Below are 22,497 nucleotides of genomic sequence, written 5' to 3' on the forward strand. Positions count from 1 at the left end.
CTATCGGCTACCCCTGCGCCTACCTGTATATACGTGATTTTGCCCCGTTTTAATGTTGCGCACAGCAACCGTCAGCCAGCCATGACCAGCGCTAACAAAGGTCGACTGTCCCCATGGGGACAACTATTATTGTCTCCATGGCGAGCATCGAGGAGCGTAGTTCCGGAGTCCGGGTCGTCTGGCGGCTGAAGCGCCCTGGGCACCCCTCCCACGGACGCAAGCAGCCGATCGAGTGCCATGACCTCGAGACTGCTGAGAAGGTAGCGAGTGTCGTCGATGCTCATAGGGGAAACCTCACGCGCTCAGAGCTCGAGCAGATGCTGTGGGGCGACCTGAGCCTCGAGGATGAGGGCATTACCTTCTCCGAGCTGGCGGAGCTGTGGCTCCCCTCGAAGACCCGCATCTCGCCACGCACCCGAGATGGTTATCAGGGGATGCTCGGATTCCGGATCCTGCCTGCCTTCGGTGGTAAGAGGGTCAAACCCTTTGCGCCAGCAGACGTTTCTGGCTTCGTCAATGGGATGCGCGCTGCGGGCCTGAGTAACAAGACGATCACCCGTCACTACTCGGTTATCAACCAGACCTTCCGCTTTGGTGTGAAGAACGGGTACCTCGACACGAACCCCTGCGACGGCACCGACTTCGTCTGGGACCAGATTGCCGACGACGACCAGGGCGACGAGGACCACGTCTACCTCACCCCTGATGAGTACCAGCTGGTCCACGGCAGCGTGTCTGGCAGCATCCAGGACTTCGTAGAGGTTCTTGTCGCTTCTGGGGTTCGATTCAACGAGGGAACAGCGTTTCAGCCACGGGATCTCATCCCCCCGACCCGTCGCAATCCTGAGCCGCAGCTATGGGTGCGCCGGGCATGGAAGCTGCGGAAAGGCCCAGACGGCAAACGGGAGTGGTACCTCGGCGCAACCAAGGGAAGGCAGCGAAGAAGGAACACCATCGACTGGGCGCTCTGGGAACTGCTTCTCAAACTCAGCGAGGGGAGGGCGCCGGACGATCTGATCTTCACCGGGCCCAAGGGTGGCCGGCTCGATTACGACTGGTTCGAGATTCGATGGAACGCGGGCATCGTCCATGCGATGCGCTGTCCTCGGCACCCGCCGGAAGCGCAGGGGAAGCAGGTTGCCGACGCGACCGGCAACTGCGGGGATAACGGTGGCCTGACTCAAAAGGGCACTGCTTGCGGGCACAAGCTCAAGCCTGGCTGGAACCGCTGTTCCTGGCACATCGCCGCGCCCCGGGACGCCGTGTCGAACTGCGACTGCTCTGAGGTGCTGCACCGCCGACCCACACCACACGATCTGCGGCATACCTGCGTAGCCTGGATGCTAGAGGACCCGAATGTGGCATCGACGTATGTGTCGCGCTACGTAGGCCACGCGACCAACTCGGTGACCGACAAGGTCTACGCCGGCTTGATGCCGTCGGGGCAGAAGTCCGCGGCCTCGGCTATCGCGAAGGCGCGGGGCCGCGCGACATCCGCGGCCCCCTCGCGTCGTCCGCGCGTCAGTTCTCGCGCTCCCAAGGCCTCGGCCGACGAGCTCGGTGCTGAGACTTCGCCCGCTCCTCGCCCCCGACAGCCACCGGTTGCGGCTCTTTCGGCGTAGAGGTCCAGGCGCCGACCGGGGGCCGCAGAATCTGGGCAAGGTCGGTGCCTGGTTCCGCCGCTTTCGACATCTGCGTGTACTGCTGTACGGCCCACTGGTAGCCGTGCATGAACGCCTCGCGGACGGGTGCGATGACGGTGGATTCGAGGCGGTGGAGAGCGGCTAGGCCGGTCAGCGTCGCGGCGACAGTCACCAGGTACACAAAGAGGTGCTCGCGGTTGTTCTGGACCATTTCGCCCGCTAAAACTGCGGTGACTGCGCCCCAGGCGGTGACGGCGATCCAGATGAGCGGCTTGTACAAGGTGCGGTCCTCCCCGTCGTAACCGCGTCGTATCGACGCGCGCCGACGGTATCGGGACCACCCTCAGTGGATCAAGCCCTTACCGAGCGGATTCTTCCGTGTTTTCGAACACTTGTTCTATCCGCTGCGCGCTGGCCTGCTCAAACTCCTCGATGACGCTGAGAAGGATCTTTTTCTGGGCGTCGGTGTAGACCGTGGACTCTGAGATTGCCGAGCGGACATCCATGTCCTGCTGCGGTGGCACGATGCCGGCAAGTTCCTCAGCCTCGTCGCGTGGGATGCCGAAAAGATCCGCATAGGCATGCACCACCCTCGATGATGGTCTGCGCCTAGAGGTCTCCAGACCGTCGATCGTTGTCCTATTTAGACCTGTGAATTTAGCCAGGTCAACTTTGCTCATCTGCTGTGCGGCACGACGCTTCTCGACCTCTAGCCACAACCTGTATGCGACGCCGCGCCGCCTCTCACCCATGTTGGTTGTTGTAGCACGTAGCCGGATTCCAGCGACAGGCGCTGCTCGCTCGTTGGCACAAATCCGTCACGCGGTGTCGGGTGTTGTCACCTGTTGTCGGTTGTTGTAGGTTGCTAAGCGCAACACTGAACAGCAACAACCGACAACACCCGACATGGAGGAGAGGCCGACGTGTCTGCTGATGTCCTGTTAACGGTCCCGGGAATCGCCGAACACCTCGGAGTCTCGCGTTCGACCGTCAATCGAGCCGTCCAGGCCGGGGACATCAAGACCGCCCCGTCTTCGGGGCCGCGCAGCCTCCGCATCCGCAGGGCCGATCTCGCCGCCTTCATTCGCACCAAGGCGGCCGGCCCCGACCAAAAGGACGGAGACATGGGCACCGCTTCCGACCTGCCCGAACTCTTCCTGTTCGAGGACTTGGCCGTGCGGTATCGGCTCAACCTCGCCAGCCTTAAAAACGCCGCCTACGACCTGAAGTTCGAGCACACCAGGCTCTTCGGGAGCCTCTACTTCACCCGCCCGCAGCTGGAGGCATTCCTCGCTGCGCGGGCCGTGAAGGCCAAGACCCCCGACTTGGCGCCATCGTCGCTGGACCGCATGCGCGAGGCCGCCGCTCGTCGGCAGATGCCGCGTCGTAAGGCGTCCACAAAGGTTGCCTGAACAGCCAAAAAGCCAAGCGGCCCCGATTTCGCTTGCCAGCACCGGGACCGCCAGACCGAAGGAGTATCCCATGCAGAACCCGAACCGGCTCGGCCCCTGGCTGGCCTTGCTCACCGACGAGGACCGCTACGTCGTCGACAGCGCCAAGGCTGCGCTCGACGAGTACGGCCCCGAGACCCAGGTGACCATCAGCATCGTCCGTGACAGCGCTGCGCCGACGCAGGACAGCATCGCGGTCCTGTACCGGATGCCAGCCAGCCGCTTCACCGAGGACGTCGCTCACGAGGAGACCCTGGACGTCGTCGACGAGCAGGGCGAGACCGACCACGTCGAGATCCGGCTCAAGCTGGCCCAGGCGATGGCGGCCGGCCTGAACATGGCCGAGGCCAACCAGGGCGACTTCAACCGCAGCACGGAGATGGCTGCCGCCTTTCACGAGCTGGCCGACAAGCTCGCCGTCTACACCGGCAAGATGCCCGTCTGGACCTGGCTGTCATTCGGCATGGGCGGCTCCCACCGCAAGCTCACCGCCGACGCCGTCTCCGCGGTCGACCAGCTCGGCACCCTCTTGATCGGCAAGGCCGGTGAGCCGAAGAAGGGGACGGCCGGCTACTGGGACCACTGTGTAGAGCACGAGACCGCTGGCATCCAGCTGAAGATCGACGCCGACATCCCGGCGCCCGCCGAGGAAAACCCGGACGTGCTGCGGGCCCGCGTGGCCGAACTTGAGGCGCAGCTCGCCGCAAAGGCCGGTGCCTGATGCAGATCTTCGGCATCATCCTCGCCATCTGGGCGCTGCTGCTCTGCTCCATCCCCGCGATCCATGGCGCCGCCTCGCTGATCGGCCGTTTGCGCCGCAGCCGTGCGTCCCGCCGGGCCGTCGTCCAGCTTCGCCGCGACATCCGCGCCTTCGAGAAGGCGGGTCAGCGATGAGTCACAATTTGGATCTGGGCGAGATCCTCGAACGCGCTGAGCTGGCTTACACCGGCCTGGTCGCGAACTTCGAAGGCTCCCTGCCGCTCGACGTCCGCGAGCACTTCAACCGGGACGTGCCTGCGCTGATCTCCGCGGTCAAGCGGCTCGACGTCGAGCTTCACGCCGCGAACGGCATGCTCGAAGTCTCCGCCTCCGGCATCAAGACCGAATACGACGTTCTGCACGAGGAGAACGTGCGGCTGGCCGCGCTCGTCGAGCGGTACCGCCGCGTTGGCGAGGAGATCGCCGAGCAGCTCGCCGCCTTGGCAGACGCGGCAGGCGGTATGTCATGAATGTCCTCCGCGCGCGCCCGTTCTCTGAAGCTCAGGACATCCTGCTCGGCTGTGCCCCGGGCCTGGTCGATCAGCACGTCATCTGGGCCGCTGGCGTCCAACAGGCCTGGCATGCCGTCCACATCGCATCGGCTTGGGACCGCGGAGTCATCGTCGACACGGACGACCGGGGCGGCACCCTCAGCGACGGCAAGCGGTGGCGCATGTATGCCGTCACCCGGCGGGTCTTCACCCTTCACGGCTCACGGGGCACCGAGATTCTCACCATCCGCCAAGCCGACATCGTGAAGCTCGTCGGCGACCCGGGCCGCTTCGCCCCGACTCTGGTCGACGAGATCCGGACCGCTCTTGCTCAACGCAAAGAGGCGGCCGGTGCGGGCATTGCTGCCTGGAGCCGGGAATTGACGACCGGTCAGCGCGAGCCGGACGACGAGCGGCAGGCGCGCGAGCGACGAAAGGCGAACATCGAGCGGCGGTGCGAACTTCTGGCTCAGGTCGTCTGGAACCGCGCCCGTCCGTCAATGACGCTCTTCGACGCGCTGGTGGTAGCCGCGTGAAGAAGCGTATTCGTCTGCTCGCCTGCGCAGCTCGGTGCGGCACCGCGATGCACCCCGCTGCCGCCGCCGGCGGCTTTGACCGCCATCCCGGCTGCGAAGTTCCCGTGAGCCCGGCGCCCGCAGCGGTACCGGAGCTCGCTCTCGTCCTCCCGCTCCCCTCGAGGAAGGCCGCATGAACATCACCCAGCCGTACGACTGGCGCACCGACGCTGTTCTCTATGAGGTCGCTGACGAACGCGCCCGGCAGGACGCCAAGTTCGGGCAGCAGAACCACCTCGACGGCACCGGCCAGCCGACATCACGAGCCATGGCGGACAGCGCACGCACGCTCTGCAAAGACGCCGCCCAGCGAGGCCTGCTGACCTGGCGCTTTGTGCTTGAAGAGGAGTACCGCGAAGCGGTAGCCGAGCGAGACCCGGTGAGGCTGCGCGCCGAGTTGCTTCAGGTCGCCGCCGTTGCGGTCGCCTGGGTCGAGGCCATCGACCGTCGCCCCTTTGCGGATGACAAGTCGTCTCATGACAGGGTTGGCTCATGACAATGGGTGTTAGTGAGGTTATGGCGTCGCTCGCCGGAGGGGCAGCCGAGCCTGCATCCACCGTCGGCGAGCTGCGCCAGGTCCTTATGGACTTCGAGACATCGCGGCCGCGGTCCATGCAGAAGGCGCTCGGTCCGAGCGAGCTGGGCACGCCGTGCGCGCAGCAGATCGCCCGCAAACTCGCCGGGGCCCCGCAGGCGCCGGTGACCGAGCCGACCTGGGCGCCATTCCAGGGCACTGCGGTCCACGCGTCCATGGAGGACGTCGTCGCCTTCTGGAACGCCCAGCTTGGCCGCGAACGCTGGCTAGCCGAGGACAGGCTCACCGTCTCCGAGGCGGCGCCGGGTGCTGACGGCGGCATCGACCTGCCCGAGGTTGCGGGCAACGGCGACGCCTTCGACATCGATCACGACATGGTCGTCGACTGGAAGCACGTCGGGAACACGGCGCTGAAGAAGCTCGGGGCCGCGAAGCGGATGGGCAAGCCGCCGAGGGAGCAGGTCAGCCAGGAGTACCGCGTGCAGGCGCACCTCTACGGCCTGGGCCACGCGAACAAGGGCCGCCCGGTGCGCTTCGTCCGCCTGGTGCTGCTCGCCCGGTCGTGGCAGTACGACGACTCGAACGAGTGGACGGAGCCGTACGACGAGCGGATCGCGCTCTGGGCGCTGGGTCGCTACTACGACATCGTCACGGCCGTCGCGGAGCTGGACCTGGCGAATCATCCGGACCAGATCACCGCGATCAAGGCCTCGCCGTCGAGCGACGCCTGCAAATTCTGCCGCTTCCGTCAGGCGGGCCGGCCGTCCGGCTGGGCCAGCTGCGCGGGCGACGTCGCAGCCACCGAACGCCGCGCCGAGGCCTTCGGCGCGGGGATTCTCTGAGAGGAAAGACCAGGATGACGTACCCCGACCAGTGGGGCCAGCAGCCGCAGCAGCAGGGCGGCTGGGGCCAGCAGCCCCCGGCCCAACAACAGGGCGGATGGGGACAGTCCGCGCAGCCGCAGAGCTGGGGCGGACAGCCGCAGGGCTGGGCGCCGCCCGCGCAGCAGGCCGCGCCTCCGGCCGCCCCTGCGCCGCAGCGGCCCGCCCCGCCGCCGCCTTCGCCTGACGAACTGATGTCCGGCGGCTACAAGGGAGCGAAGTTCCCCGACGGCCAGTACGGCACGGTCGTCGGCGGGCTGATCATCGAGGCGCCGTCGACTGTGCAGCAGCGCGACTTCGAGTCGGGCCAGCTGCGCTTCTACGACGACGGCAACCCCATGTGGCAGATCGTCGTCCCCGTCCAGGCACAGCCCGCCGGCGACGAAGACGACGGCATCCGGGCCTTCTATCTCAAGACCCAGATGAAGAAGGCCGTCCAGGATGCTGTGCGCTCGACCGGGGCGCAGCGCCTCGAGGTCGGCGGTGTTCTGCACGTGCGTTATGTGCGCGACGAGCCGAACGGCCGGGGTCGCGGCAAGGACAAGAAGATTTACGAGGCGCGCTACCAGCCGCCGGCCCCGGGCGTCCCTGCCGCGCCCGCGGGCCCGCCGCCATCCGCCGCCCCGGCCGCGCCGATGAGCGCCGTCACCGCAAACCTGCCGAGCGGCCAGCAGCTGCCGCCCGGCCAGTTCACCGACGAGCCCCCGTTCTGATCCGGCCTTGAGCGTCGCGCATCTGCCCTGGCGGGGGTAGGTGCACGGCCCTCTCGGCCGAGAACTTTCCACCGCTCACGCACCACCTGACGAGCCGGAGCTCCAAAACATGATCGACGTCCGTACCGCCGCACTGGCTTGGGCCGATGCTGGGTACGCCGTGCTACCGGCCAAGATCGACGGCAGCAAGGCACCCGACGTCGCCAGCTGGCGGGCGTACCAGACGGAATTGCCTACCCGCGACCAGGTCGACGCCTGGTACCGCGGCGGGCGGCCCGGGCTGGGCCTGCTCTGCGGCGCGATTTCCGGCGGCCTCGAACTCCTCGAGCTCGAAGGACGCGCCGTTGACGAGGGCGCACTCAAGCAGCTGCAGGAGCTGATCGATGAGTCCGGCCTCAGCGAGCTGTGGCTGCGCATCGCCGGACCTGACGGCTACGCCGAACGCTCGCCGTCCGGCGGCCTGCACTTCCTCTACCGGATCGACGGGGGCCAGGTTCCCGGCAACACCAAGCTCGCCAACCGGCCGGCCCGGGCCGACGAGCTGACCGACAACGAGCGCCAGATCCTCGCCAAGAACGCTGGCCGGGTCTTCCCGCGCGTCCTGGCCGAGACCCGGGGGGAGGGCGGCTTCGTCGTCATCGCGCCGTCCGGCGGCCCGACGCATCCGAGTGGGCGCCCGTGGGAGCTGGTGCACGGTGTCATCGGCCGGGTGCCGACCATCACGCTGGTTGAGCGCGAGCAGCTGCACCGGCTGTTCCGATGCCTCGACCAGATGCCTGTTCGTGAAGCCGCCCCGACGCCCACCCGGCCGCTGACGGTCGTCGGCGACGGCGTTCGGCCCGGTGACGACTTCGAGTCCAAGACGCCCTGGGACGACGAGCTGCTGCTCGGCGGCGCCGGGTGGAAGGTTGCCTTCACGCAGGGCAGCACCACGTACTGGCGGCGGCCCGGCAAGGAGGACCCGGGCATCTCGGCCACCACTGGCAGGGATGCCGCACGGGACCGGCTCTACGTCTTCTCCAGCTCTACGGAGTTCGACACCGAGGTCAGCATCACCAAGTTTCAGGCGTACTCGGTTCTGCACCACGGCGGCGACTCGAAGGCGGCAGCGCGCGAGCTTCGCCGGAGCGGCTTCGGCGAGCAGCGGCCCGCGCCGATCCGGTCGAAGTCAGCAGCCGTGCCTGCCGCCCCGGGCCCGGCCGCCACGCCGCAGCCGCCGGTTGAGGGGACCGCGGCCCGCGAGCTCGAGCAGTCGCCGGCCGACGAGAAGCTGCGCATCGAAATCGAGAACGATGCCAAGGCCATCCGCGACCTCGGGAATGTCATCGACCAGGGCGCCCTGCCGGACATCTACGTCACCAACGGCGAGCTGCGGCTCATCACGCAGGTGTCTGGCGACGTCAGCATGGCCGGGCTTGGCCCGGAGAATCGGCCGCCGCTGCCCGTCATCGCTAGCACGATCGAGCCGGACGCCCTCGCCCGCCTATTCGCTGAGCACACGTTCTTGTGGGAGCAGAAGTACACGAAGCTGCGCGGCAGCTTCGTCGAGGAGACCGTGCCGACCCAGCGGGTCTTCTCCTCCGTGCTCACCCGGCGGCACTGGCCCACGGTGCCCGAGCTGCACGGCATCGTCGGATCGCCCGTCCTGCGACCCGACGGCACCCTGCTGCAGGACTCCGGCTACGACCCGGCCACGGGCCTCTACCTAGCGTCCAAGGTCGACCTGCCTCACGTTCCGGCCCGGCCGAGCGCCGAGCAGGTCGCCGAGGCGAAGCATTTCCTGATCGCCAAGTTCCTCGGCGACTTCCCATGGGTTTCCGAAGCCGACCGGGCCAATTACATCGGTCTGCTCCTCGCGCAGATCCTGCGGCCGTACCTGCGCACGTTGACGCCGTTCGGCCTGATCAGCGCCACCACGCAGTCGTCCGGCAAGACGATCCTGAGCGAGGGCATTGGCCTGCTGTACGGGCAGAAGATCCAGCCCTGGAACAAGAACGAGAACGAGCTCCGCAAGGCCATCACCGGTCTGCTCGACCAGCCGGCTGCGACGATCGTCTACGACAACGTCAAAGAGGGCAGCCAGATCGATTCTCCGACCCTGGCGATGCTCATGACGACCCCGACGTGGTCCGACCGGATCCTGGGGACCAACCGCACGTTCACGGCGCCCAACGACCGGCTCTGGCTCGCCACCGGCAACAACCTGAGGCTCGGCGGCGACATGGCCACCCGGACGGTGCTCGTGCGGCTGGACCCGAAGATGCCGCGGCCCGAACTGCGCGACAACGACCGGTTCGGCATCCCGCACCTTGACCAATGGGTGAAGGACCCGGCCAACCGCGTCGAGCTGCTCTGGAACCTGCTCGTTCTGGTCATGGACTGGATCGCTGCCGGGGCCCCGCGCGACAAGCACACCATGCGCCAGTTCACCATCTGGGCGTCGGCCACCGGCGGCTTGCTGAGCCACCACGGCATCCCCGGGTTCCTCGACAATGCCAACGAGGTCCGCGAGCTCGACGAGGAAGACAACGAGTGGGCGGTCTTCCTGGAGCGCTGGCACGACCTGTTCGGCAGCGCACACAAGGTTGCCCGCGAAGTCCGGCAGTCGGCCGACGTCGAATGGGCCGACGCTATCTCTACCGATCGCTGGGACGGGCGGTTCCTGTCCGACGAGGAGGGCGTGCTGCCCACGGCGAAGGGGCTCGGGCGGTACCTGCGGGGACAGGTCGGCCGGTTCCACGGCGAGTACGTCCTGCACGCGGAGCACAGCAGGAGTCTCAACTGCCAGGTGTATTGGGTCGAGCACCACGAAGGCGAGCAGGGATGAACCCGGCCGCCATTCAGCCGTCACCGGGTTTGCACCGGGTTTGTAAATCCGGCGCCGAGTCAAACCCGGCGCCAAACCCGGTGGACATTTTCGCAGCTCACTACACCTACACACAGGGTCACCGGGTTTACCGGGTTTGGAATGCAGTTCTTACGCGTGTGCGTGTAGAAGGTTTCGTAGAGGTGTCCTCAGGTGCGTCGTCTCGCGTACGTACACACGCGCGTAAAGCCTCGGACTCAAACCCGGTAAACCCGGTGACCCGACCGGCACCCCTTCTGGCCTGTGAAAACGAGCGCCGGGTTTGGCCCCGGGTTTGCGTCGGAGTCCCGGAATCCAAACCCGCAGCAAACCCGGCGGCCCTCCGGAGCGTCCGATGAAGCCCGTCCGCGGGTTCGTCCACCTGGAAACCACCGCGCCGTACGTCCAGACGTGCCCCCGATGTCGCCGGTCGATCCTCTACGGCCTGGCAGAGGGAATCGCTGCCCGAGTCGATGTCGTGCCGATCTCTGGCACCCAGGAGGCTGCTGCGGCCGCCGCTGGCATCCAGACCTTCACCCTGCGGCGCACCGGACTCGTCCAGCGCGATGCCATTCGCCGCACGGATCCGGCACTCGCCAGCCCGGTGCTCGCCGAGCACCGATGCCCGCCACAACCGCAGCAGCTGAGCCTGCTGCCCGCACCAGGGGGATCCCGATGACCAAAACCTTCAAGGAGCTGGCCTGTCCGTTGCCGGACTGCGGCGAGCCGATGTTCCTGCGCATGGAGCTCGGCGCCAGCCTCTACGACGATGACCTTGGCCCGATTGCGTCGACCGAGGCCAACGTTAGCGAGTGGAGTGTGCAGTGCATCGGCGGGCACGTCCTGCTCGTCCCGGCGCCCGTCGCGGTGTGTTGCGACGGCGACGACTGCACGTGCGACGTTGACCACGCCGACGAGTTCCGGACCTTCCGGCGCAGCGACGGCGAGCGGCTCCAGGCGACTCTGATGCAGCTCGGATCGGCAGCTGCCCGATGAGCGCCAGCAAGGCCAAGGGCACGGCCTGGGAGACCAGGATCGTGGGCTACCTCGCCGAGAACGGCTTCCCGCACGTCGAGCGCCGGGCGCTCTATGGCACCCAGGACCGCGGCGACATTGCCGGCATCCCCGGTGTCGTCATCGAGGCAAAGAACTGCCGGGCGATGACCCTCGCGTCCTGGGTCGACGAGGCGGCGCTCGAAACGGCCAACGACGGAGCCGACTTCGGGGTGGTCTGGCACCACCGCGCGGGCAAGGCCTCGCCGGCTGAGGGCTACGTCACCATGACCGGCGAGACGTTCGCCCGCCTGCTGCTTCAGGCGGGCCATGGCAACCGGCTGGGGGCCGACCGTGGGTAACCCGCTCGCCACCGACGACCCAATCACCGGCCGCCATCCGTCGGCCGACGTCCCGAAGGATGCGCGTTGATCAACTGCACCACCTGCACGCGGCCGGTGACAGGAAACGAGTTCGGCTGCCCGATCTGCGGTCAGCGGGTCGCCGACGCGCTGCGCCAGCTCGCTCTGCTGATCCCCGAAATCAGCATCACCCTGGCCAAGCTTGACCGCATCAGCGCTGGCGACGGCCCCCGTCCGGACGGCGCGGAGGCCGCGCTGCCGTACCGCCTAGACGCCAGCGACCGCGGCCGTGCCATCCAAGGCGAGTTGGTGACCTGGGCTCGCGTCATTCTCGACGAGACCGGCGCGCCGTTACCCGAGGTGATCACCGGTAGCACCCTGGCCCACTACCTGGCTGTCGGTGCGGCTCGGGCCCGAGGTCGGGCGTTCTGGAGGGAGTACCACGACGCCCTGCTACCCCTTGCCCGCGTCGCGTCCCGGATCGTCGATCGGCCGGCCGAGCGCGTGTACCTCGGTCCGTGTGGTGCCGAGCTGGTCGACGGCGGCACCTGCATGGAGGACGTGACCGCACCACGCGACGCGGCGTACGGCCGATGCCGGGGATGCGGGACCGAGCACGACTACTCTGTCGCCCGCGCCTGGATGCTGGATGCGCTGCAGGACGTGCTCGTGACCACCGACGAGCTGCGGGACATCTTCGCACGCGGCGGCCTGACCGTCGGCCGCTCGTCTTTGTACCGGTGGATCGCCAGCGGCCAGCTCGTCGCGAAGGGCACCAGGGCCGACCGGCCGACGTACCGCGTCGGCGATGCCCTCGACGTCCAGGCCGCAGCAGCCGTACGAAATCCTGTGACACGCCGCATGGCCGCTTGACGAAGATTCGCCGATGAGACACCCTAAATGTCATCGTTGGATCAATGTCCGATGAGCACACGTACGACGAAGCCCCGCTGAGCCTCCCCGCCAGCGGGGCTTCGTCGTATCCGGCGCGCCGTAGAGCAGCTCGGTAACTCGCCTGGCTCATAACCAGGAGGCCGCGGATTCAACTCCCGCCGGCGCCACTCACCGCTCGGGGGTCGAGGGGGAACAGTGCGGCCGGGTCGACGTGAGAAGTGTCGACCCGGCCACGCTTAACTTCCCGTCAGTCGCGGCCGCTGAGGTATGCGATGAGCAGGACGACAGTTGCAACCCAAACAAGGGCTGCAAGCCCCCATCTGGTTGTGCCGTCATTGATGCCCGCCTGGCCCGCACCAAGTAGCGCCCCCGAGATCACCCCAAGAAAGCCTCCACCAGCTACGAGCACATCCTTGGCGCTATGCCGGTTAGTTCTCACGGACCTCTGCTGCCCGTGTCCGCCCTTCCGGGTGGACGTTCTGCCCTGGACGGATACTGGATAGTCTTCTTCCGGTAACGTTCCCATCGCTGTTCCTCTCGCATGTCTGCCCGACGTGATGACTGCGGTGCAGCAACCAGGACGGCTCGCGCGCCAACGCGGGCCGTCCATGTTCCTTACGCCGAACGCGGCGTTTCTTCTGGCCTTTGAACTGGCCCCGTGCGTTAGCCATTGTGTCCCATCGGCCGAAAAACGCGGCTCTTCAGGCGGGGTATTAGTCCTTTCGCGAACTGTCGATGGCGCACCTTCCCGCGGCCAGTCGGCGGATGGTCCGCGAAACTATGTGTCTCGTACAGTGCCGAGCATGGGATGGATCAAAGACGCCAAGGCCGAAGCCCTCGCGAAGGAAGCCCGTAAGGCCATCGAGGACGGCCGGCGCGTGCACGTCGTGAGAATCAACGTTGGCATGACCCAGCAGCAGCTCTCCGGCAGCCTCGCCGGCTTCGCCGAGCAGATCGAAGCCGTCGAGGATGCAGGCTGGGTTATGCACGACATGTCCTTCGGTAACGACAAGCAGGGCAAACCCGAGGGCTACTTCCTCTTCCGCCTGCCTCGCTGACCCGCCCCCCACACGCCCACCCGCCAGCTCGGCGCGGTGGGCGTCTGCATGTTCGGAGGCAGGCGTGGCCAAGGCAAGTACCACCTCCCGCGGCTACGGCGCCGACCACCAGGCCGAGCGCGAGCGCTGGGTGCCGAAGGTCAAGGCCGGGTTCGTTGATTGCCACGCTGTTGACTGCGTCGAGGACAGCCGATGGATCGCACCAGGTGGCGACTGGGATCTCGGCCACACGCCCGACCGCACGGCATGGACCGGTCCGGAGCACCCCCGTTGCAACCGCGCGGAAGGCGGACGGCGCGGCGCTGCTGTGACGAACGCTCAGCGCGGCGCGATTCGGCACTCGCGTGCCTGGTGAGGCGGCCTCAGAAAAATCTGAGACCGCCGACCAGATGACCCCCGCGCCAGTCAGAGTTTCTCTCCCCGGCCGATCGCGGTCACGGTAAGGGGGCTTCTATGGACGTCAAGTGCCCCTGTGGCGTGGTGTTCCAGGCGCAGCGTTCGACCGCCAGGTTCCACTCGCCGGCGTGCCGGAAGCGGGCCAGTCGTGCGCCTCAGCAGGAAGTCGCACCTCAGCCAGCCACGGCCGACGACCGCGTTCCGGCCGCGCCGGCCGGTTCAGACTTCGAGGTCGCCACCCGGCGCGAGTTGGACCGGCTGGGCCAGGTGGACACGATGCTCGGGCTGCAGGTGCTGATTGTGGCGCGCCGCATGTCGGCTGGCACGGAGACCGGCTCGGCGCTGGCAACCCTGAGCAAGGAGCACTCGCGCCTAATGTCCGCGCTGGGTGCCGCCGAGAAGCAGGCCGATCCTGTCGATCAGGTCGGCAAGCGTCGCGAGGAGAAGCGTGCTCGCGCGACGGCGCGTTGATCCGACCTGGCTGAGCCACCCGGACTACGTCGAGACGTACGGGCCCGAGGTCGCCGACATCTGCGCGCTCGCAGGCTTCCCGCCGGACCCGGTCCAGGAGCTAATCCTCGACCTGACGTTCGCGATCGGCCCCGACGGCAAGTCCGCGGCTTTCGAGATCGACATTATCGGTCCGAGGCAGCAGTTCAAGACCGGCGTGATCAAGCAGATGGAGCTCGGCTGGCTTTTCGTGACCGAGGAACGGCTGATCGTTCACTCGGCGCACGAGCTCGACACGACGGCCGAGGCCTTCCGCGAGCTGGCGGATCTCATTGAGTCGGCGCCGTCCCTGTCGAAGCGCCTGGCCCCGAGCCGCGGCGAGCGGCCCGGTATCAGCGAGGGCAACGGCCGCTGGGCCATCGAGCTGACGAATGGCCAGCGGGTGAAGTACAAGGCCCGCACGAAGTCGTCCGGCCGTGGCCTGACCGGCAACAAGATCGTGCTCGACGAGGCGTTCGCGCTGCAGCCCACGCACATGGGCGCGCTGCTGCCGACCCTCGCCGCCGTGCCCGACCCCCAGGTGGTCAAGGCCTCGTCGGCCGGCAAGGCAGACTCGCTGGTCCTGCACGAGGCGAAGGATCGCGGCCGCGCTGCTCTGTCGCCGCGGCAGGTGTACGTCGAGTACGGCGACCTGGACGCGCACAAGGGCTGCCGCGATTCGGACTGCGACCATGCGAAGACGGCTCGGGGCTGCGCGTTCGACGACGAGGAGCGCTGGGGCCGCATCATGCCGGCGCTCCACGGGCGGGTCACCGTGGAGACGGTCCGGTCGATGCGCCAGTCCATGCCGCCGGAGGAGTTCGGCCGCGAGTTCATGGTCTGGTGGGACGACCCGGAGGACGAGGCGGGTCTGCCGCTGGAGGCCTGGGGCCTGTGCGCGGACGTGGCGTCGGCCCCGATCTCACGGCCGGTTTTCATGATCGACGCCGCGCCGAAGTCGAAGTCCGCGGCGATCGTTGCGGCCATGCTCCGGCCAGACGGGTTGATCCACCTCGAGGTGGTCGACCACCGCCCCGGCACCGCTTGGCTTCCCGGCCGCGCGGTGCAGCTGCTCAAGCACCGGCCGCTCGACTGGGTCATCGACCCGGGCGGCCCGGCTGGCGCCCTACTGCCGGACCTGATCACCGCCAAGATCGAGCCCCGACAGATGTCGACGCGCGATCTGGGCCAGGCCTGCGAGGCGTTCTCGGCCGCGGTGGAGAACCACGGTCTGCGCCACCTTGGCGACCCGGTGCTCGCCCGCGCCATCCGCAGCGCGGCCCGGCGCGACATCGGCGACGGGCTGTGGGCGTGGTCCCGGCGCCGGTCGGACGTCGACATCACGACCCTGGTCGGCGCGACTGGTGCGTTCTGGGGCCTTTCCGTGGTGCCGCCGGAGAAGCCGAAGCCGCCCCCGCCCGTGAACGCCGACGTCCCGCTCGGCGTGGCGTCCGAGACCAACGACCTGGCCACGGCCGGATTCTGATCGGAGGTCGAGGTTGGCCACGCCCGCTCCACTCTCCGAGATTGGCTATGCGCAGGCGACTGCGGGTCCCGGCTGGTGGACCCAGCTCGATGACGAGCCGACGCCGGAGCTTCAGTGGCCCCGCTCGGTCGCCGTCTTTGACGCGATGCGCTCACAGGACTCGCAGGTCGCCTCCGTGCTCCGCGCGGTCACGCTGCCTGTGCGCCGCACGCCATGGCGCATCGACCCGGCCGGCGCCCGCGAGGACGTCGTCCGCCTGGTCGCCGAGGACCTCGGCCTGCCGGTGGTCGGCGACTCCCTGCCGGTCACTCCACCGCTGCGCACCCGCGACCGCTTTTCCTGGGCCGACCACCTACGCCAAGCCCTGCTGATGCTGCCGTTCGGTCACATGTACTTCGAGCAGGTCTATCGCCTTGACACCGACAGCCGTGCCCGGCTGCGCAAGCTCGCGCCGCGCATGCCGCGCACCATCGAGCGCGTCGACGTCGCCGATGACGGAGGCCTAATCGGCATCCTGCAGCACAGCCACAAGATCGGGCTCCCGCAGCAGATCATCCCCGTGACCCGCCTCGTTGCCTACGTGCACGACAAGGAGGGCGGCAATTGGGTCGGCCGCAGCCTGCTCCGTCCGGCCTACAAGCACTGGCTGATCAAAGACCGGCTGCTGCGCGTCGACGCACAGACCATCGAGCGCAACGGCCTGGGCGTCCCCGTATATGAGGGAGCCGAGGACGAAGAGGACCTGTCCAAGGGCCTCGACATGGCACGGCGCTGGCGGTCCGGCGAGCAGGCGGGCGCGGCGACACCGTACGGCGCGAAGATCCGCCTCGCGGGCGTCGAGGGCACCCTGCCGCAGGCGCTGCCGTCGATCCGCTACCACGACGAGCAGATCGGTCGCGCCGTCCTCGCCCACTTCCTGAACCTTGGCAGCCAGACGGGCTCGTGGGCACTGGGCACCACTTTCGCCGACTTCTTCACCCTGTCGCTGCAGACCCTTGCCCAACAGATCGCCGACGTGGCCACGCAGCACATCGTCGAGGACATCGTCGACGTCAACTACGGCGAGACCGAGCCGGCGCCGCGCGTCGTCTTCGACGAGATCGGCTCGCGCCAGGCCGCGACTGCCGCCGCTATCAAGGTCCTCGTGGACGCGGGGATTATCCGGCCCGACCGCACCCTCGAGGAGACGCTGCGCCAGCAGTACGGCCTCCCGTCGAAGGACCAGCGTCCGGGCGAGACCGCTTCGACGGAGGAACCGTGACCACTCGCACTCGCCGCCCCGTCGCCCCACCGGCGCCGGGTGACCCCGGTATGTTCGCCCGCGGCTCCGGCGTCTTCGGCGCACCGCGCGATCAGCCGCCGGAGTGGTACCACATCGGACCGGTCTTCGCCCTGGCCGAGAGCGAGGACCCCAGCCAGGGCGAAGACGCCGGGGGAAGCCGCGCCGACGTCTACCTCTACGGCACGATCGGCGGCTGGTTCGGCGTCTCGGCAGACAGCTTCGTCCGCGACGTCGCGTCTCTGGATGTCGACCACATCACCCTGCACATCAACTCGCAGGGCGGCGCCGCCCAGGACGGCATGGCCATCGGCAACATCATCCGCGGCCACCGCGCGCACGTGATCGCCAGCGTCGACGGCATGTGCGCCTCGGCGGCCAGCGCTGCGGCAATGTTCGCCGACGAGGTCGTCATGCGGCCCGGCAGTCAGATGATGGTGCACGATCCCTGGGGCTTCGCCAGCGGCAACGCCGCCGACGTGCGCAAATACGCCGACTCCCTCGATTCCACCAGCAACGCCTACGCCGCGGTCTACGCCGCCCGCGCCGGCGGCACCACGGAGGAATGGCGCGACATCATGCGCGCCGAGTCCTGGTACACCGCCGAGGAGGCCGTCGAGGCGGGCCTGGCCGACCGGATCGGCGAGCTGTCCGAGTCCGGCTACTCGTCCGACACGCACATCACCCCAGGCCGCTCGGGCGGCTTCTGGGACATGTGGGACTCCCTGTCGGCCGCCGACCGGCACGACCTCAGTGCCTATATGTACGCCGGCCGCGAGCAGGCACCCGCGCCGCGCATCCCGGCACGACAGACCCCGGCCGCGTCCGCGCGCCGGCAACCGAACACGCAGGAAGGGAGCACCGCCGTGGCGTTCAGTCCCGAGCAGCTCACCACCATGCGGTCGCAGCTCGGCCTCGCCGACAACGCGGACGAGAGCGCCATCGTGGCCGCGCTCGGCCAGCGCCTCAACGAGCCGGCCGCCCCGCAGACCCCGCCCGGCACCGTCGTGGTCGACGAGGCCCAGCACGAGCAGCTGGTCGCGGATGCCCGCGACGGCCGCGAGGCTCGCGCCCAGCAGCTGGCGGAGCGCCGCGCCGGACTGGTCCAGGCAGCGATTGACGACGGCCGCATCCCACGCGCTCGGCGCGAGCACTGGCTCGAGCAGCTCAAGGTCGACCCGGGCTCCGAGTCGACCCTGGCCAATCTCAAGCCCGGACTCGTGCCGCTGGCCGAGATCGGCTACGCGACCAAGAACGACGGGGCGCCTGATCCGGCCGCCAGCGATGACTACTGGTTCGCGGGTATCCCCGCGCCGAGCGTGAAGGGCTGATCCATGGCCAACGAGTGCATCCCGTTCTTCGAGCCCGGGCGCCGCCTCAACGGCCACGCCACCGCCGCGGTGATCGGCAAGCGGTTCGTCGCGATCAGCGGCAACCGGCAGAGCGACGGCACGATCAGCGTCGCCCCGGCGGCCGCAGCGAGCAAGGCGTTCGCGGTGGCCGTGCAGGACGCAGCCATCGGCGAGAAGCCCGGCCTCCTGCGTGGCCCCGGCTTCATCGTCCCGGTGACCGCCGGCGCCGCCATCGCGGCCGGAGCCCAGGTCGAGGTCGGCACCGCCGGCCAGGCCATCACCCTGGCATCCGGCATCGCGGTTGGCGTCGCCATCACAGCCGCGACCAGCGGCACGGACGCGCAGATCGCGCTGTACTGAGGAGCCTGACAGATGCCCGCACAGCAGGTCACATATCCGCTGGCCAACCCCACGGTCAGCGGCAACTCTCTCACCGTCGACATGGCGCTCGAGCAGCCCAAGCGCGTCACCCGACGCATCATGGACATCACGCTCCGGCGCTTCATCATCGACCGGATCTTCGCCACCGGCGGCTCCGCGACCGGCTCGGTCATCTACGACCAGGCCACCACCAACGAGCTCTACACCGACCGCGACGTCGAGCGCGTTGCGCCCGGTTCCGAGTTCCCGATCGTCGGCTCGCAGACCACCGTGCCGAAGATCGCCCTTGCGGAGAAGTGGGGTGGCAAGTTCCCCATCACCCGTGAGGCCCGGCGCCGCAACAACGTCGTGCGCTTCAACAACCAGGTCACCCAGCTGGCCAACACCATCGTTCGCAAGGTGAACACTAATGCGGTGGCCACCCTGGAGGCCGCCATCTCCGGGCTCGGCGGAGCCGGCACGTTCGTCGGCCACAACTGGGGTGCGGTAGTGACTTCCGGCTCGGGCCAGACGAACAACAGCGGGTGGCCCGCGGCCGACTTTGCAATGGCCCAGCTCCTCGCCGAGCAGGACGAGCTGGGGGTGAACTACAACCTCTGGATCGTCAACCCGGTGCAGAAGTTCCAGTTGATCACCGCGTACGGCAACGCGCTGCCCGACATGCTCGAGGCGGCCGGCATCGAAGAGCTCTACCCGTCGCCGCAGGTCGCGAACGGCACTGCGTATGCCGTCGCCCGCGGTGAGGTCGGCGCCCTAGACGTCGAGCAGGGTCTGGAGACGGAGACCTGGGAGGACAAGTCCATCCAGAGCGACTGGGTGCAGTCGTCGGTCGTCCCGATCATGTACGTCACCAACCCGTACTCAATCAAGAAGGTGACCGGGCTCAATGGCTGAGAAAACGATCTTCTTGTCGGCGTTCCCGTACACCGACGCCAACGGCCGCGACAGGGTTGCGATGCGCGGCGAGACGGTCGACATTCCGGAGCCCGACGACATCGAGCGCGGCGAGCGCCTGGGCGCGTTCACCTTTGAGCCTGAGGAGCTGTCGGTCGTGCCGGCGGCCGAGATGCCGGAGCCGACCGTCGAGGAGCCGTCGATGGCCGAGAAGCCGAGCGGCCGCGATTCCCGCGAGAGGTGGGCCGCGTACGCCGCCACGAAGGGCGCCACCGAGGCCGAGCTCGCGCCGGTTGACGAAGACGGCCTGACTCGCGAGCAACTGCGCGAGAAGTACGGCGCGGCATAGGTGGCGGATCTGTTCGAGCCCGACCAGCTGCAGGATGCCCTTCAGCAGGGACCGCTCAACGAGCCGTCCGTGCTAATCGCGCGCCGGGTCGCGTCGGGCTGGCTCAGGGCTGCCACCGAACTGGCCGAGTGGCCCGACCCGACACCGGACGACCTATTTGGCTGGGCGCTGGAACTCGCCGGGCTTTTCTACAACAACCCCGAGGGCCTCGCCTCCGACACGGTCGGGGGGACCTCGGCGGCATGGGACCGGCAGCGCCGCGCCGAGATCCTTGGTGCCGCCCGGGCCGCGTACGCCAATGTGGCTGGCGGCCGCGGCGGGCCTGTCGGAGCCTTCCCGGCTCCGCTCCCGGGGCCGGACTGGTACCAGCCCGAGCTGTCCCGGCCGTACTGGTGATGGGAGGTCGCCGGTGATCCTTCGCGACCGTGTCACCCGGCTGCGAGCTCCGCTCGTGGGCGACGGATACGGCAACCAGGAACGTGACTGGGACCAGGCTGTCGCGGTCGAGTACCCGGCCGGTGTCGGCCCGGCGTCGAGCACCGAAGACGTCCACGACCAGCAGCGCACGACCACCCGGTGGCGCGTTTTCCTGCCGCCAACGGCGGACCTTGAGGCAACGGACCGGGTCACGTGGGACGGCACCACATTCGAGGTCGACGGCGACGTCGAGCGATGGAAGCGCCGCGGCCGCCTGCACCACGTCGAGGCCGTCCTTCTCAAGGTGACCCAGGGGTGAGGTGACGTTTGGAAGCGCTCATGCCCGACCTCGACGCCACGCTCGTCACCTTTCTCACCGGTCACGCCGCACTCATCCCGCTGCACCGCGGCCGCGTCGGTACGAAGCTCGCCGCCGGCACCGATCCGGCGCTGCGCATCACCGGGCTCGGCGGTACGCAGCCGATGCCGTGGGAGTCGCAGCCGGAGTTCCAAATCGAGTCCTGGGGCGGCGACCAGGGCGCCGCCAGCAAGCTTGCCCGAACCGTCGAGGCCGCCATCCATGATCTGGTCGGCCCCGTTACTGGCGGCCATGTCCGGAGCGTCACCGTCGCGCTTTCGCTGATGTGGTCCCCGGATGAGACCACCGGCCGGGCCCGTTACCTCTCGCAAGTCTCGCTTCTCGCATACCCGGAGGGCTCATGAGCCACTTCGTCGCCACCCGCGACATCCCGTTCGGAGACCCGGGCCGCAACGTCTTCGCATTTCGCGAGGGCGAGGCGGTCCCGGCTGAACTCGTCAGTCAGCACGGCTGGGAGGACTACGTCGCCTCCTCGAACACGAAGGCGGCCCAGCAGGCGACCGCTCAGAAGGAGACGAAGTAGATGGCCACCGCACCGCTCCAGCCCGGCCAGATCAAGACCGGCCCGGGCGTCATCCGCTGGGCACCGCTCGGCACTCCGTTCCCCACGGTGTCCGTGGTCAACAGCAAGCTGGTGATGACCTGGGGCGCGCTGTGGCTGCCCGTCGGCGGTACCGACGCCGGGCTCACCTACTCGGAGTCCACCGACACCGAGGAGATTCGCGTTGCCGAGTCGCCGTACCCGATCCGGGTCGAGATCACCGGCAAGGCCGGCAGCGTCAATTTCGAGATGAACCAGATCTCGGACGTGAACTGGAAGCTCGCCATGAACGGCGGCACCATCACCGTGACCGGCTCGGCTGGGACCAAGCTCTCCGAGTACATCCCGCCGCTGATGGGCCAGGAGACTAACGTCATGCTCGGCTTTCAGAGCCGTGACGACGAGGAGGGCCTGCTCTGGCCCCAGGTCTTCAACACCGGCAGCGTCGAGACTGCCCGTGCGGACACCGCGACCAAGGCCGGGCTACCCGCAGAGTTCGCCGTTCAGCTTCCTGACCCTGCAGTCCTGACGACGCCGTACAAGCGGTGGACCGCCGGATCGCTCGCGCAGTACGCACCAGCTGCCTGACACTCGCGTCATCCGCCACCCCGGAGCCGATCGGCTCGCGGGGCTTTTTCATGCCCGGACCTGGTCCGCCTGGCGGTGGCCAGGGCCGGGCGTCCAACCGCCAGGAGAGTAATGACCAACCTCGGAAGCTTCGGCGCCGCGGCCCGCGAACTGGACCCGGCCGCCGAGAAGGACACCTTCAACTTCTTCGACAAGAAGTTCGAGGTCGTCGGCATCATCCCGCCCATGCTGATGGTGCAGCTCGGCGCCGCCACCACCGGCAAGATCGACGACCAGGAGGGCCTGGGCGCGATGTGGGAGGCCATGCGTTGCAGCCTCACCCGCCCGGAAGTTGAGACCCAGCCCGCCGACGATCGCCCTCAGACCGCCGCAACACCTGCAGACGAAAGCCAGTTTGTCGAGTTCTACAAGCTGGCCGTCGCCAAGGTGTGTGACATCGACGAGCTGATGAGGCTTGCGATGGCGTTGTTCGAGGGGCAGGCCGGCCGCCCTACCGAGGAGCCTGCTGGCTCCTTCGCTGGGCCGTCGACCACTTTGCCGAGTTCGAATGGATCATCCTCGGAACCCCAGGCCTGGCCCGGCATGGTGCCAGTGGCCCAGGTGCTGGGTGGCTGAAAGGCCTGTCGATTCGACAGGCCTGCAACCTCATCTACGTCCATCTCGCCAGACAGCAGGAGCACGACGAGAAGTGCACCGGCCGCGGCTGCGTGCCGGCCTGCGGCCACGTGCGGCTTGAGGAGTACCTC

At 68.1% G+C, this 22,497-nt stretch carries 30 protein-coding genes and 1 tRNA gene; 30 read left to right on the forward strand and 1 reads right to left on the reverse strand.

From position 1 onward, the window contains the following. The first annotated feature begins 137 nt into the window (after positions 1-137). On the forward strand, positions 138-1,622 hold the full coding sequence (locus Ahu01nite_RS48530) for a tyrosine-type recombinase/integrase (protein ID WP_203843567.1): 1,485 nt from the start codon (positions 138-140) through the stop codon (positions 1,620-1,622). Positions 1,623-2,002: 380 nt separating this feature from the next. Here Ahu01nite_RS48530 and Ahu01nite_RS51620 read toward each other — a convergent pair whose 3' ends face one another. Beyond that, the gene (locus tag Ahu01nite_RS51620) at positions 2,003-2,395 is read right to left on the reverse strand and encodes a helix-turn-helix transcriptional regulator (RefSeq protein WP_203843568.1); all 393 of its coding nucleotides are present in this window, start codon (positions 2,393-2,395) and stop codon (positions 2,003-2,005) included. A gap of 171 nt (positions 2,396-2,566) precedes the next feature. On the opposite strand from Ahu01nite_RS51620, the gene Ahu01nite_RS48540 reads away from it, so the two are divergent. From Ahu01nite_RS48540 to Ahu01nite_RS48685, 29 genes are all read left to right on the forward strand, one after another. After that, the gene (locus tag Ahu01nite_RS48540; protein ID WP_203843569.1) at positions 2,567-3,055 is read left to right on the forward strand and encodes a helix-turn-helix transcriptional regulator; all 489 of its coding nucleotides are present in this window, start codon (positions 2,567-2,569) and stop codon (positions 3,053-3,055) included. Between the two features lie 70 nt (positions 3,056-3,125). Next, the gene (locus tag Ahu01nite_RS48545) at positions 3,126-3,815 is read left to right on the forward strand and encodes a hypothetical protein (RefSeq protein ID WP_203843570.1); all 690 of its coding nucleotides are present in this window, start codon (positions 3,126-3,128) and stop codon (positions 3,813-3,815) included. Continuing rightward, positions 3,815-3,988: a hypothetical protein gene (locus Ahu01nite_RS48550; RefSeq protein WP_203843571.1), complete on the forward strand. Its 174-nt coding sequence runs from the start codon at positions 3,815-3,817 to the stop codon at positions 3,986-3,988. Before Ahu01nite_RS48545 ends, Ahu01nite_RS48550 begins: the two co-directional genes overlap by 1 nt. Further along, entirely contained in the window at positions 3,985-4,323 is a 339-nt protein-coding gene (locus Ahu01nite_RS48555) for a hypothetical protein (RefSeq protein ID WP_203843572.1), read from the forward strand. The genes Ahu01nite_RS48550 and Ahu01nite_RS48555 overlap by 4 nt, the downstream gene beginning before the upstream one ends. Next, a complete protein-coding gene (locus Ahu01nite_RS48560) occupies positions 4,320-4,880 on the forward strand; it encodes a hypothetical protein (RefSeq protein ID WP_203843573.1) in 561 nt (186 codons plus the stop codon). The genes Ahu01nite_RS48555 and Ahu01nite_RS48560 overlap by 4 nt, the downstream gene beginning before the upstream one ends. Before the next feature lie 172 nt (positions 4,881-5,052). Beyond that, the gene (locus tag Ahu01nite_RS48565) at positions 5,053-5,415 is read left to right on the forward strand and encodes a hypothetical protein (protein ID WP_203843574.1); all 363 of its coding nucleotides are present in this window, start codon (positions 5,053-5,055) and stop codon (positions 5,413-5,415) included. Further along, positions 5,412-6,296 (forward strand): hypothetical protein, encoded by an 885-nt coding sequence (locus Ahu01nite_RS48570; RefSeq protein ID WP_203843575.1) that lies wholly within the window; start codon positions 5,412-5,414, stop codon positions 6,294-6,296. Before Ahu01nite_RS48565 ends, Ahu01nite_RS48570 begins: the two co-directional genes overlap by 4 nt. Positions 6,297-6,310: 14 nt before the next feature. Beyond that, on the forward strand, positions 6,311-7,048 hold the full coding sequence (locus Ahu01nite_RS48575; protein ID WP_203843576.1) for a hypothetical protein: 738 nt from the start codon (positions 6,311-6,313) through the stop codon (positions 7,046-7,048). A gap of 109 nt (positions 7,049-7,157) precedes the next feature. Continuing rightward, positions 7,158-9,875: a bifunctional DNA primase/polymerase gene (locus Ahu01nite_RS51200; protein WP_239159771.1), complete on the forward strand. Its 2,718-nt coding sequence runs from the start codon at positions 7,158-7,160 to the stop codon at positions 9,873-9,875. Positions 9,876-10,248: 373 nt separating this feature from the next. Further along, positions 10,249-10,572: a hypothetical protein gene (locus Ahu01nite_RS48590; RefSeq protein WP_203843577.1), complete on the forward strand. Its 324-nt coding sequence runs from the start codon at positions 10,249-10,251 to the stop codon at positions 10,570-10,572. After that, positions 10,569-10,889 (forward strand): hypothetical protein, encoded by a 321-nt coding sequence (locus tag Ahu01nite_RS48595; protein WP_203843578.1) that lies wholly within the window; start codon positions 10,569-10,571, stop codon positions 10,887-10,889. Before Ahu01nite_RS48590 ends, Ahu01nite_RS48595 begins: the two co-directional genes overlap by 4 nt. Next, entirely contained in the window at positions 10,886-11,248 is a 363-nt protein-coding gene (locus Ahu01nite_RS48600; protein WP_203843579.1) for a hypothetical protein, read from the forward strand. The genes Ahu01nite_RS48595 and Ahu01nite_RS48600 overlap by 4 nt, the downstream gene beginning before the upstream one ends. A gap of 66 nt (positions 11,249-11,314) precedes the next feature. Next, positions 11,315-12,121: a hypothetical protein gene (locus Ahu01nite_RS48605; RefSeq protein ID WP_203843580.1), complete on the forward strand. Its 807-nt coding sequence runs from the start codon at positions 11,315-11,317 to the stop codon at positions 12,119-12,121. A gap of 114 nt (positions 12,122-12,235) precedes the next feature. Continuing rightward, positions 12,236-12,309, forward strand: a tRNA-Met gene (locus Ahu01nite_RS48610). A gap of 636 nt (positions 12,310-12,945) precedes the next feature. Beyond that, complete coding sequence (locus Ahu01nite_RS48615; protein WP_203843581.1) at positions 12,946-13,200, forward strand: hypothetical protein; 255 nt, start codon at positions 12,946-12,948, stop codon at positions 13,198-13,200. Positions 13,201-13,264: 64 nt separating this feature from the next. After that, complete coding sequence (locus Ahu01nite_RS48620; RefSeq protein WP_203843582.1) at positions 13,265-13,555, forward strand: hypothetical protein; 291 nt, start codon at positions 13,265-13,267, stop codon at positions 13,553-13,555. Positions 13,556-13,653: 98 nt separating this feature from the next. After that, positions 13,654-14,067, forward strand: coding sequence for a hypothetical protein (locus Ahu01nite_RS48625; RefSeq protein ID WP_203843583.1), 414 nt, complete (start codon positions 13,654-13,656; stop codon positions 14,065-14,067). Next, on the forward strand, positions 14,045-15,571 hold the full coding sequence (locus tag Ahu01nite_RS48630) for a hypothetical protein (RefSeq protein ID WP_203843584.1): 1,527 nt from the start codon (positions 14,045-14,047) through the stop codon (positions 15,569-15,571). Before Ahu01nite_RS48625 ends, Ahu01nite_RS48630 begins: the two co-directional genes overlap by 23 nt. A gap of 13 nt (positions 15,572-15,584) precedes the next feature. Next, the gene (locus tag Ahu01nite_RS48635; RefSeq protein WP_203843585.1) at positions 15,585-16,832 is read left to right on the forward strand and encodes a phage portal protein family protein; all 1,248 of its coding nucleotides are present in this window, start codon (positions 15,585-15,587) and stop codon (positions 16,830-16,832) included. Continuing rightward, complete coding sequence (locus Ahu01nite_RS48640) at positions 16,829-18,181, forward strand: head maturation protease, ClpP-related (protein WP_203843586.1); 1,353 nt, start codon at positions 16,829-16,831, stop codon at positions 18,179-18,181. Before Ahu01nite_RS48635 ends, Ahu01nite_RS48640 begins: the two co-directional genes overlap by 4 nt. A gap of 3 nt (positions 18,182-18,184) precedes the next feature. Then, a complete protein-coding gene (locus tag Ahu01nite_RS48645; protein WP_203843587.1) occupies positions 18,185-18,562 on the forward strand; it encodes a capsid cement protein in 378 nt (125 codons plus the stop codon). A 12-nt stretch (positions 18,563-18,574) separates the two neighbouring features. Then, a complete protein-coding gene (locus Ahu01nite_RS48650) occupies positions 18,575-19,477 on the forward strand; it encodes a major capsid protein (RefSeq protein WP_203843588.1) in 903 nt (300 codons plus the stop codon). Continuing rightward, on the forward strand, positions 19,470-19,826 hold the full coding sequence (locus Ahu01nite_RS48655; protein WP_203843589.1) for a hypothetical protein: 357 nt from the start codon (positions 19,470-19,472) through the stop codon (positions 19,824-19,826). The genes Ahu01nite_RS48650 and Ahu01nite_RS48655 overlap by 8 nt, the downstream gene beginning before the upstream one ends. Next, entirely contained in the window at positions 19,827-20,222 is a 396-nt protein-coding gene (locus Ahu01nite_RS48660; protein ID WP_203843590.1) for a hypothetical protein, read from the forward strand. It abuts the gene before it with no gap. 13 nt (positions 20,223-20,235) lie between these two features. Then, positions 20,236-20,562, forward strand: a complete 327-nt coding sequence (locus tag Ahu01nite_RS48665) for a phage head completion protein (RefSeq protein WP_203843591.1) — start codon at positions 20,236-20,238, stop codon at positions 20,560-20,562. Positions 20,563-20,582: 20 nt separating this feature from the next. Beyond that, positions 20,583-20,966 (forward strand): hypothetical protein, encoded by a 384-nt coding sequence (locus Ahu01nite_RS48670; protein ID WP_203843592.1) that lies wholly within the window; start codon positions 20,583-20,585, stop codon positions 20,964-20,966. Further along, a complete protein-coding gene (locus Ahu01nite_RS48675) occupies positions 20,963-21,145 on the forward strand; it encodes a hypothetical protein (protein WP_203843593.1) in 183 nt (60 codons plus the stop codon). The genes Ahu01nite_RS48670 and Ahu01nite_RS48675 overlap by 4 nt, the downstream gene beginning before the upstream one ends. Next, entirely contained in the window at positions 21,146-21,751 is a 606-nt protein-coding gene (locus tag Ahu01nite_RS48680; protein WP_203843594.1) for a hypothetical protein, read from the forward strand. 111 nt (positions 21,752-21,862) lie between these two features. Then, positions 21,863-22,366, forward strand: a complete 504-nt coding sequence (locus Ahu01nite_RS48685; RefSeq protein ID WP_203843595.1) for a hypothetical protein — start codon at positions 21,863-21,865, stop codon at positions 22,364-22,366. The last annotated feature ends 131 nt before the right edge of the window (positions 22,367-22,497 follow it).

It is taken from the genome of Winogradskya humida (assembly GCF_016862215.1).
In the GTDB taxonomy this organism is placed as follows: Bacteria; Actinomycetota; Actinomycetes; order Mycobacteriales; family Micromonosporaceae; genus Actinoplanes; species Actinoplanes humidus.

What these genes read in the sequence shown, in the direction of transcription:
- Ahu01nite_RS48530 (WP_203843567.1), top strand. Translation starts at nt 138, where the DNA reads ATGGCGAGCATCGAGGAGCGTAGTTCCGGAGTCCGGGTCGTCTGGCGG.
- Ahu01nite_RS51620 (WP_203843568.1), bottom strand. Translation starts at nt 2,395, where the DNA reads ATGGGTGAGAGGCGGCGCGGCGTCGCATACAGGTTGTGGCTAGAGGTC.
- Ahu01nite_RS48545 (WP_203843570.1), top strand. Translation starts at nt 3,126, where the DNA reads ATGCAGAACCCGAACCGGCTCGGCCCCTGGCTGGCCTTGCTCACCGAC.
- Ahu01nite_RS48550 (WP_203843571.1), top strand. Translation starts at nt 3,815, where the DNA reads ATGCAGATCTTCGGCATCATCCTCGCCATCTGGGCGCTGCTGCTCTGC.
- Ahu01nite_RS48555 (WP_203843572.1), top strand. Translation starts at nt 3,985, where the DNA reads ATGAGTCACAATTTGGATCTGGGCGAGATCCTCGAACGCGCTGAGCTG.
- Ahu01nite_RS48560 (WP_203843573.1), top strand. Translation starts at nt 4,320, where the DNA reads ATGAATGTCCTCCGCGCGCGCCCGTTCTCTGAAGCTCAGGACATCCTG.
- Ahu01nite_RS48565 (WP_203843574.1), top strand. Translation starts at nt 5,053, where the DNA reads ATGAACATCACCCAGCCGTACGACTGGCGCACCGACGCTGTTCTCTAT.
- Ahu01nite_RS48570 (WP_203843575.1), top strand. Translation starts at nt 5,412, where the DNA reads ATGACAATGGGTGTTAGTGAGGTTATGGCGTCGCTCGCCGGAGGGGCA.
- Ahu01nite_RS48575 (WP_203843576.1), top strand. Translation starts at nt 6,311, where the DNA reads ATGACGTACCCCGACCAGTGGGGCCAGCAGCCGCAGCAGCAGGGCGGC.
- Ahu01nite_RS51200 (WP_239159771.1), top strand. Translation starts at nt 7,158, where the DNA reads ATGATCGACGTCCGTACCGCCGCACTGGCTTGGGCCGATGCTGGGTAC.
- Ahu01nite_RS48590 (WP_203843577.1), top strand. Translation starts at nt 10,249, where the DNA reads ATGAAGCCCGTCCGCGGGTTCGTCCACCTGGAAACCACCGCGCCGTAC.
- Ahu01nite_RS48595 (WP_203843578.1), top strand. Translation starts at nt 10,569, where the DNA reads ATGACCAAAACCTTCAAGGAGCTGGCCTGTCCGTTGCCGGACTGCGGC.
- Ahu01nite_RS48600 (WP_203843579.1), top strand. Translation starts at nt 10,886, where the DNA reads ATGAGCGCCAGCAAGGCCAAGGGCACGGCCTGGGAGACCAGGATCGTG.
- Ahu01nite_RS48615 (WP_203843581.1), top strand. Translation starts at nt 12,946, where the DNA reads ATGGGATGGATCAAAGACGCCAAGGCCGAAGCCCTCGCGAAGGAAGCC.
- Ahu01nite_RS48625 (WP_203843583.1), top strand. Translation starts at nt 13,654, where the DNA reads ATGGACGTCAAGTGCCCCTGTGGCGTGGTGTTCCAGGCGCAGCGTTCG.
- Ahu01nite_RS48645 (WP_203843587.1), top strand. Translation starts at nt 18,185, where the DNA reads ATGGCCAACGAGTGCATCCCGTTCTTCGAGCCCGGGCGCCGCCTCAAC.
- Ahu01nite_RS48650 (WP_203843588.1), top strand. Translation starts at nt 18,575, where the DNA reads ATGCCCGCACAGCAGGTCACATATCCGCTGGCCAACCCCACGGTCAGC.
- Ahu01nite_RS48655 (WP_203843589.1), top strand. Translation starts at nt 19,470, where the DNA reads ATGGCTGAGAAAACGATCTTCTTGTCGGCGTTCCCGTACACCGACGCC.
- Ahu01nite_RS48670 (WP_203843592.1), top strand. Translation starts at nt 20,583, where the DNA reads ATGCCCGACCTCGACGCCACGCTCGTCACCTTTCTCACCGGTCACGCC.
- Ahu01nite_RS48675 (WP_203843593.1), top strand. Translation starts at nt 20,963, where the DNA reads ATGAGCCACTTCGTCGCCACCCGCGACATCCCGTTCGGAGACCCGGGC.
- Ahu01nite_RS48680 (WP_203843594.1), top strand. Translation starts at nt 21,146, where the DNA reads ATGGCCACCGCACCGCTCCAGCCCGGCCAGATCAAGACCGGCCCGGGC.
- Ahu01nite_RS48685 (WP_203843595.1), top strand. Translation starts at nt 21,863, where the DNA reads ATGACCAACCTCGGAAGCTTCGGCGCCGCGGCCCGCGAACTGGACCCG.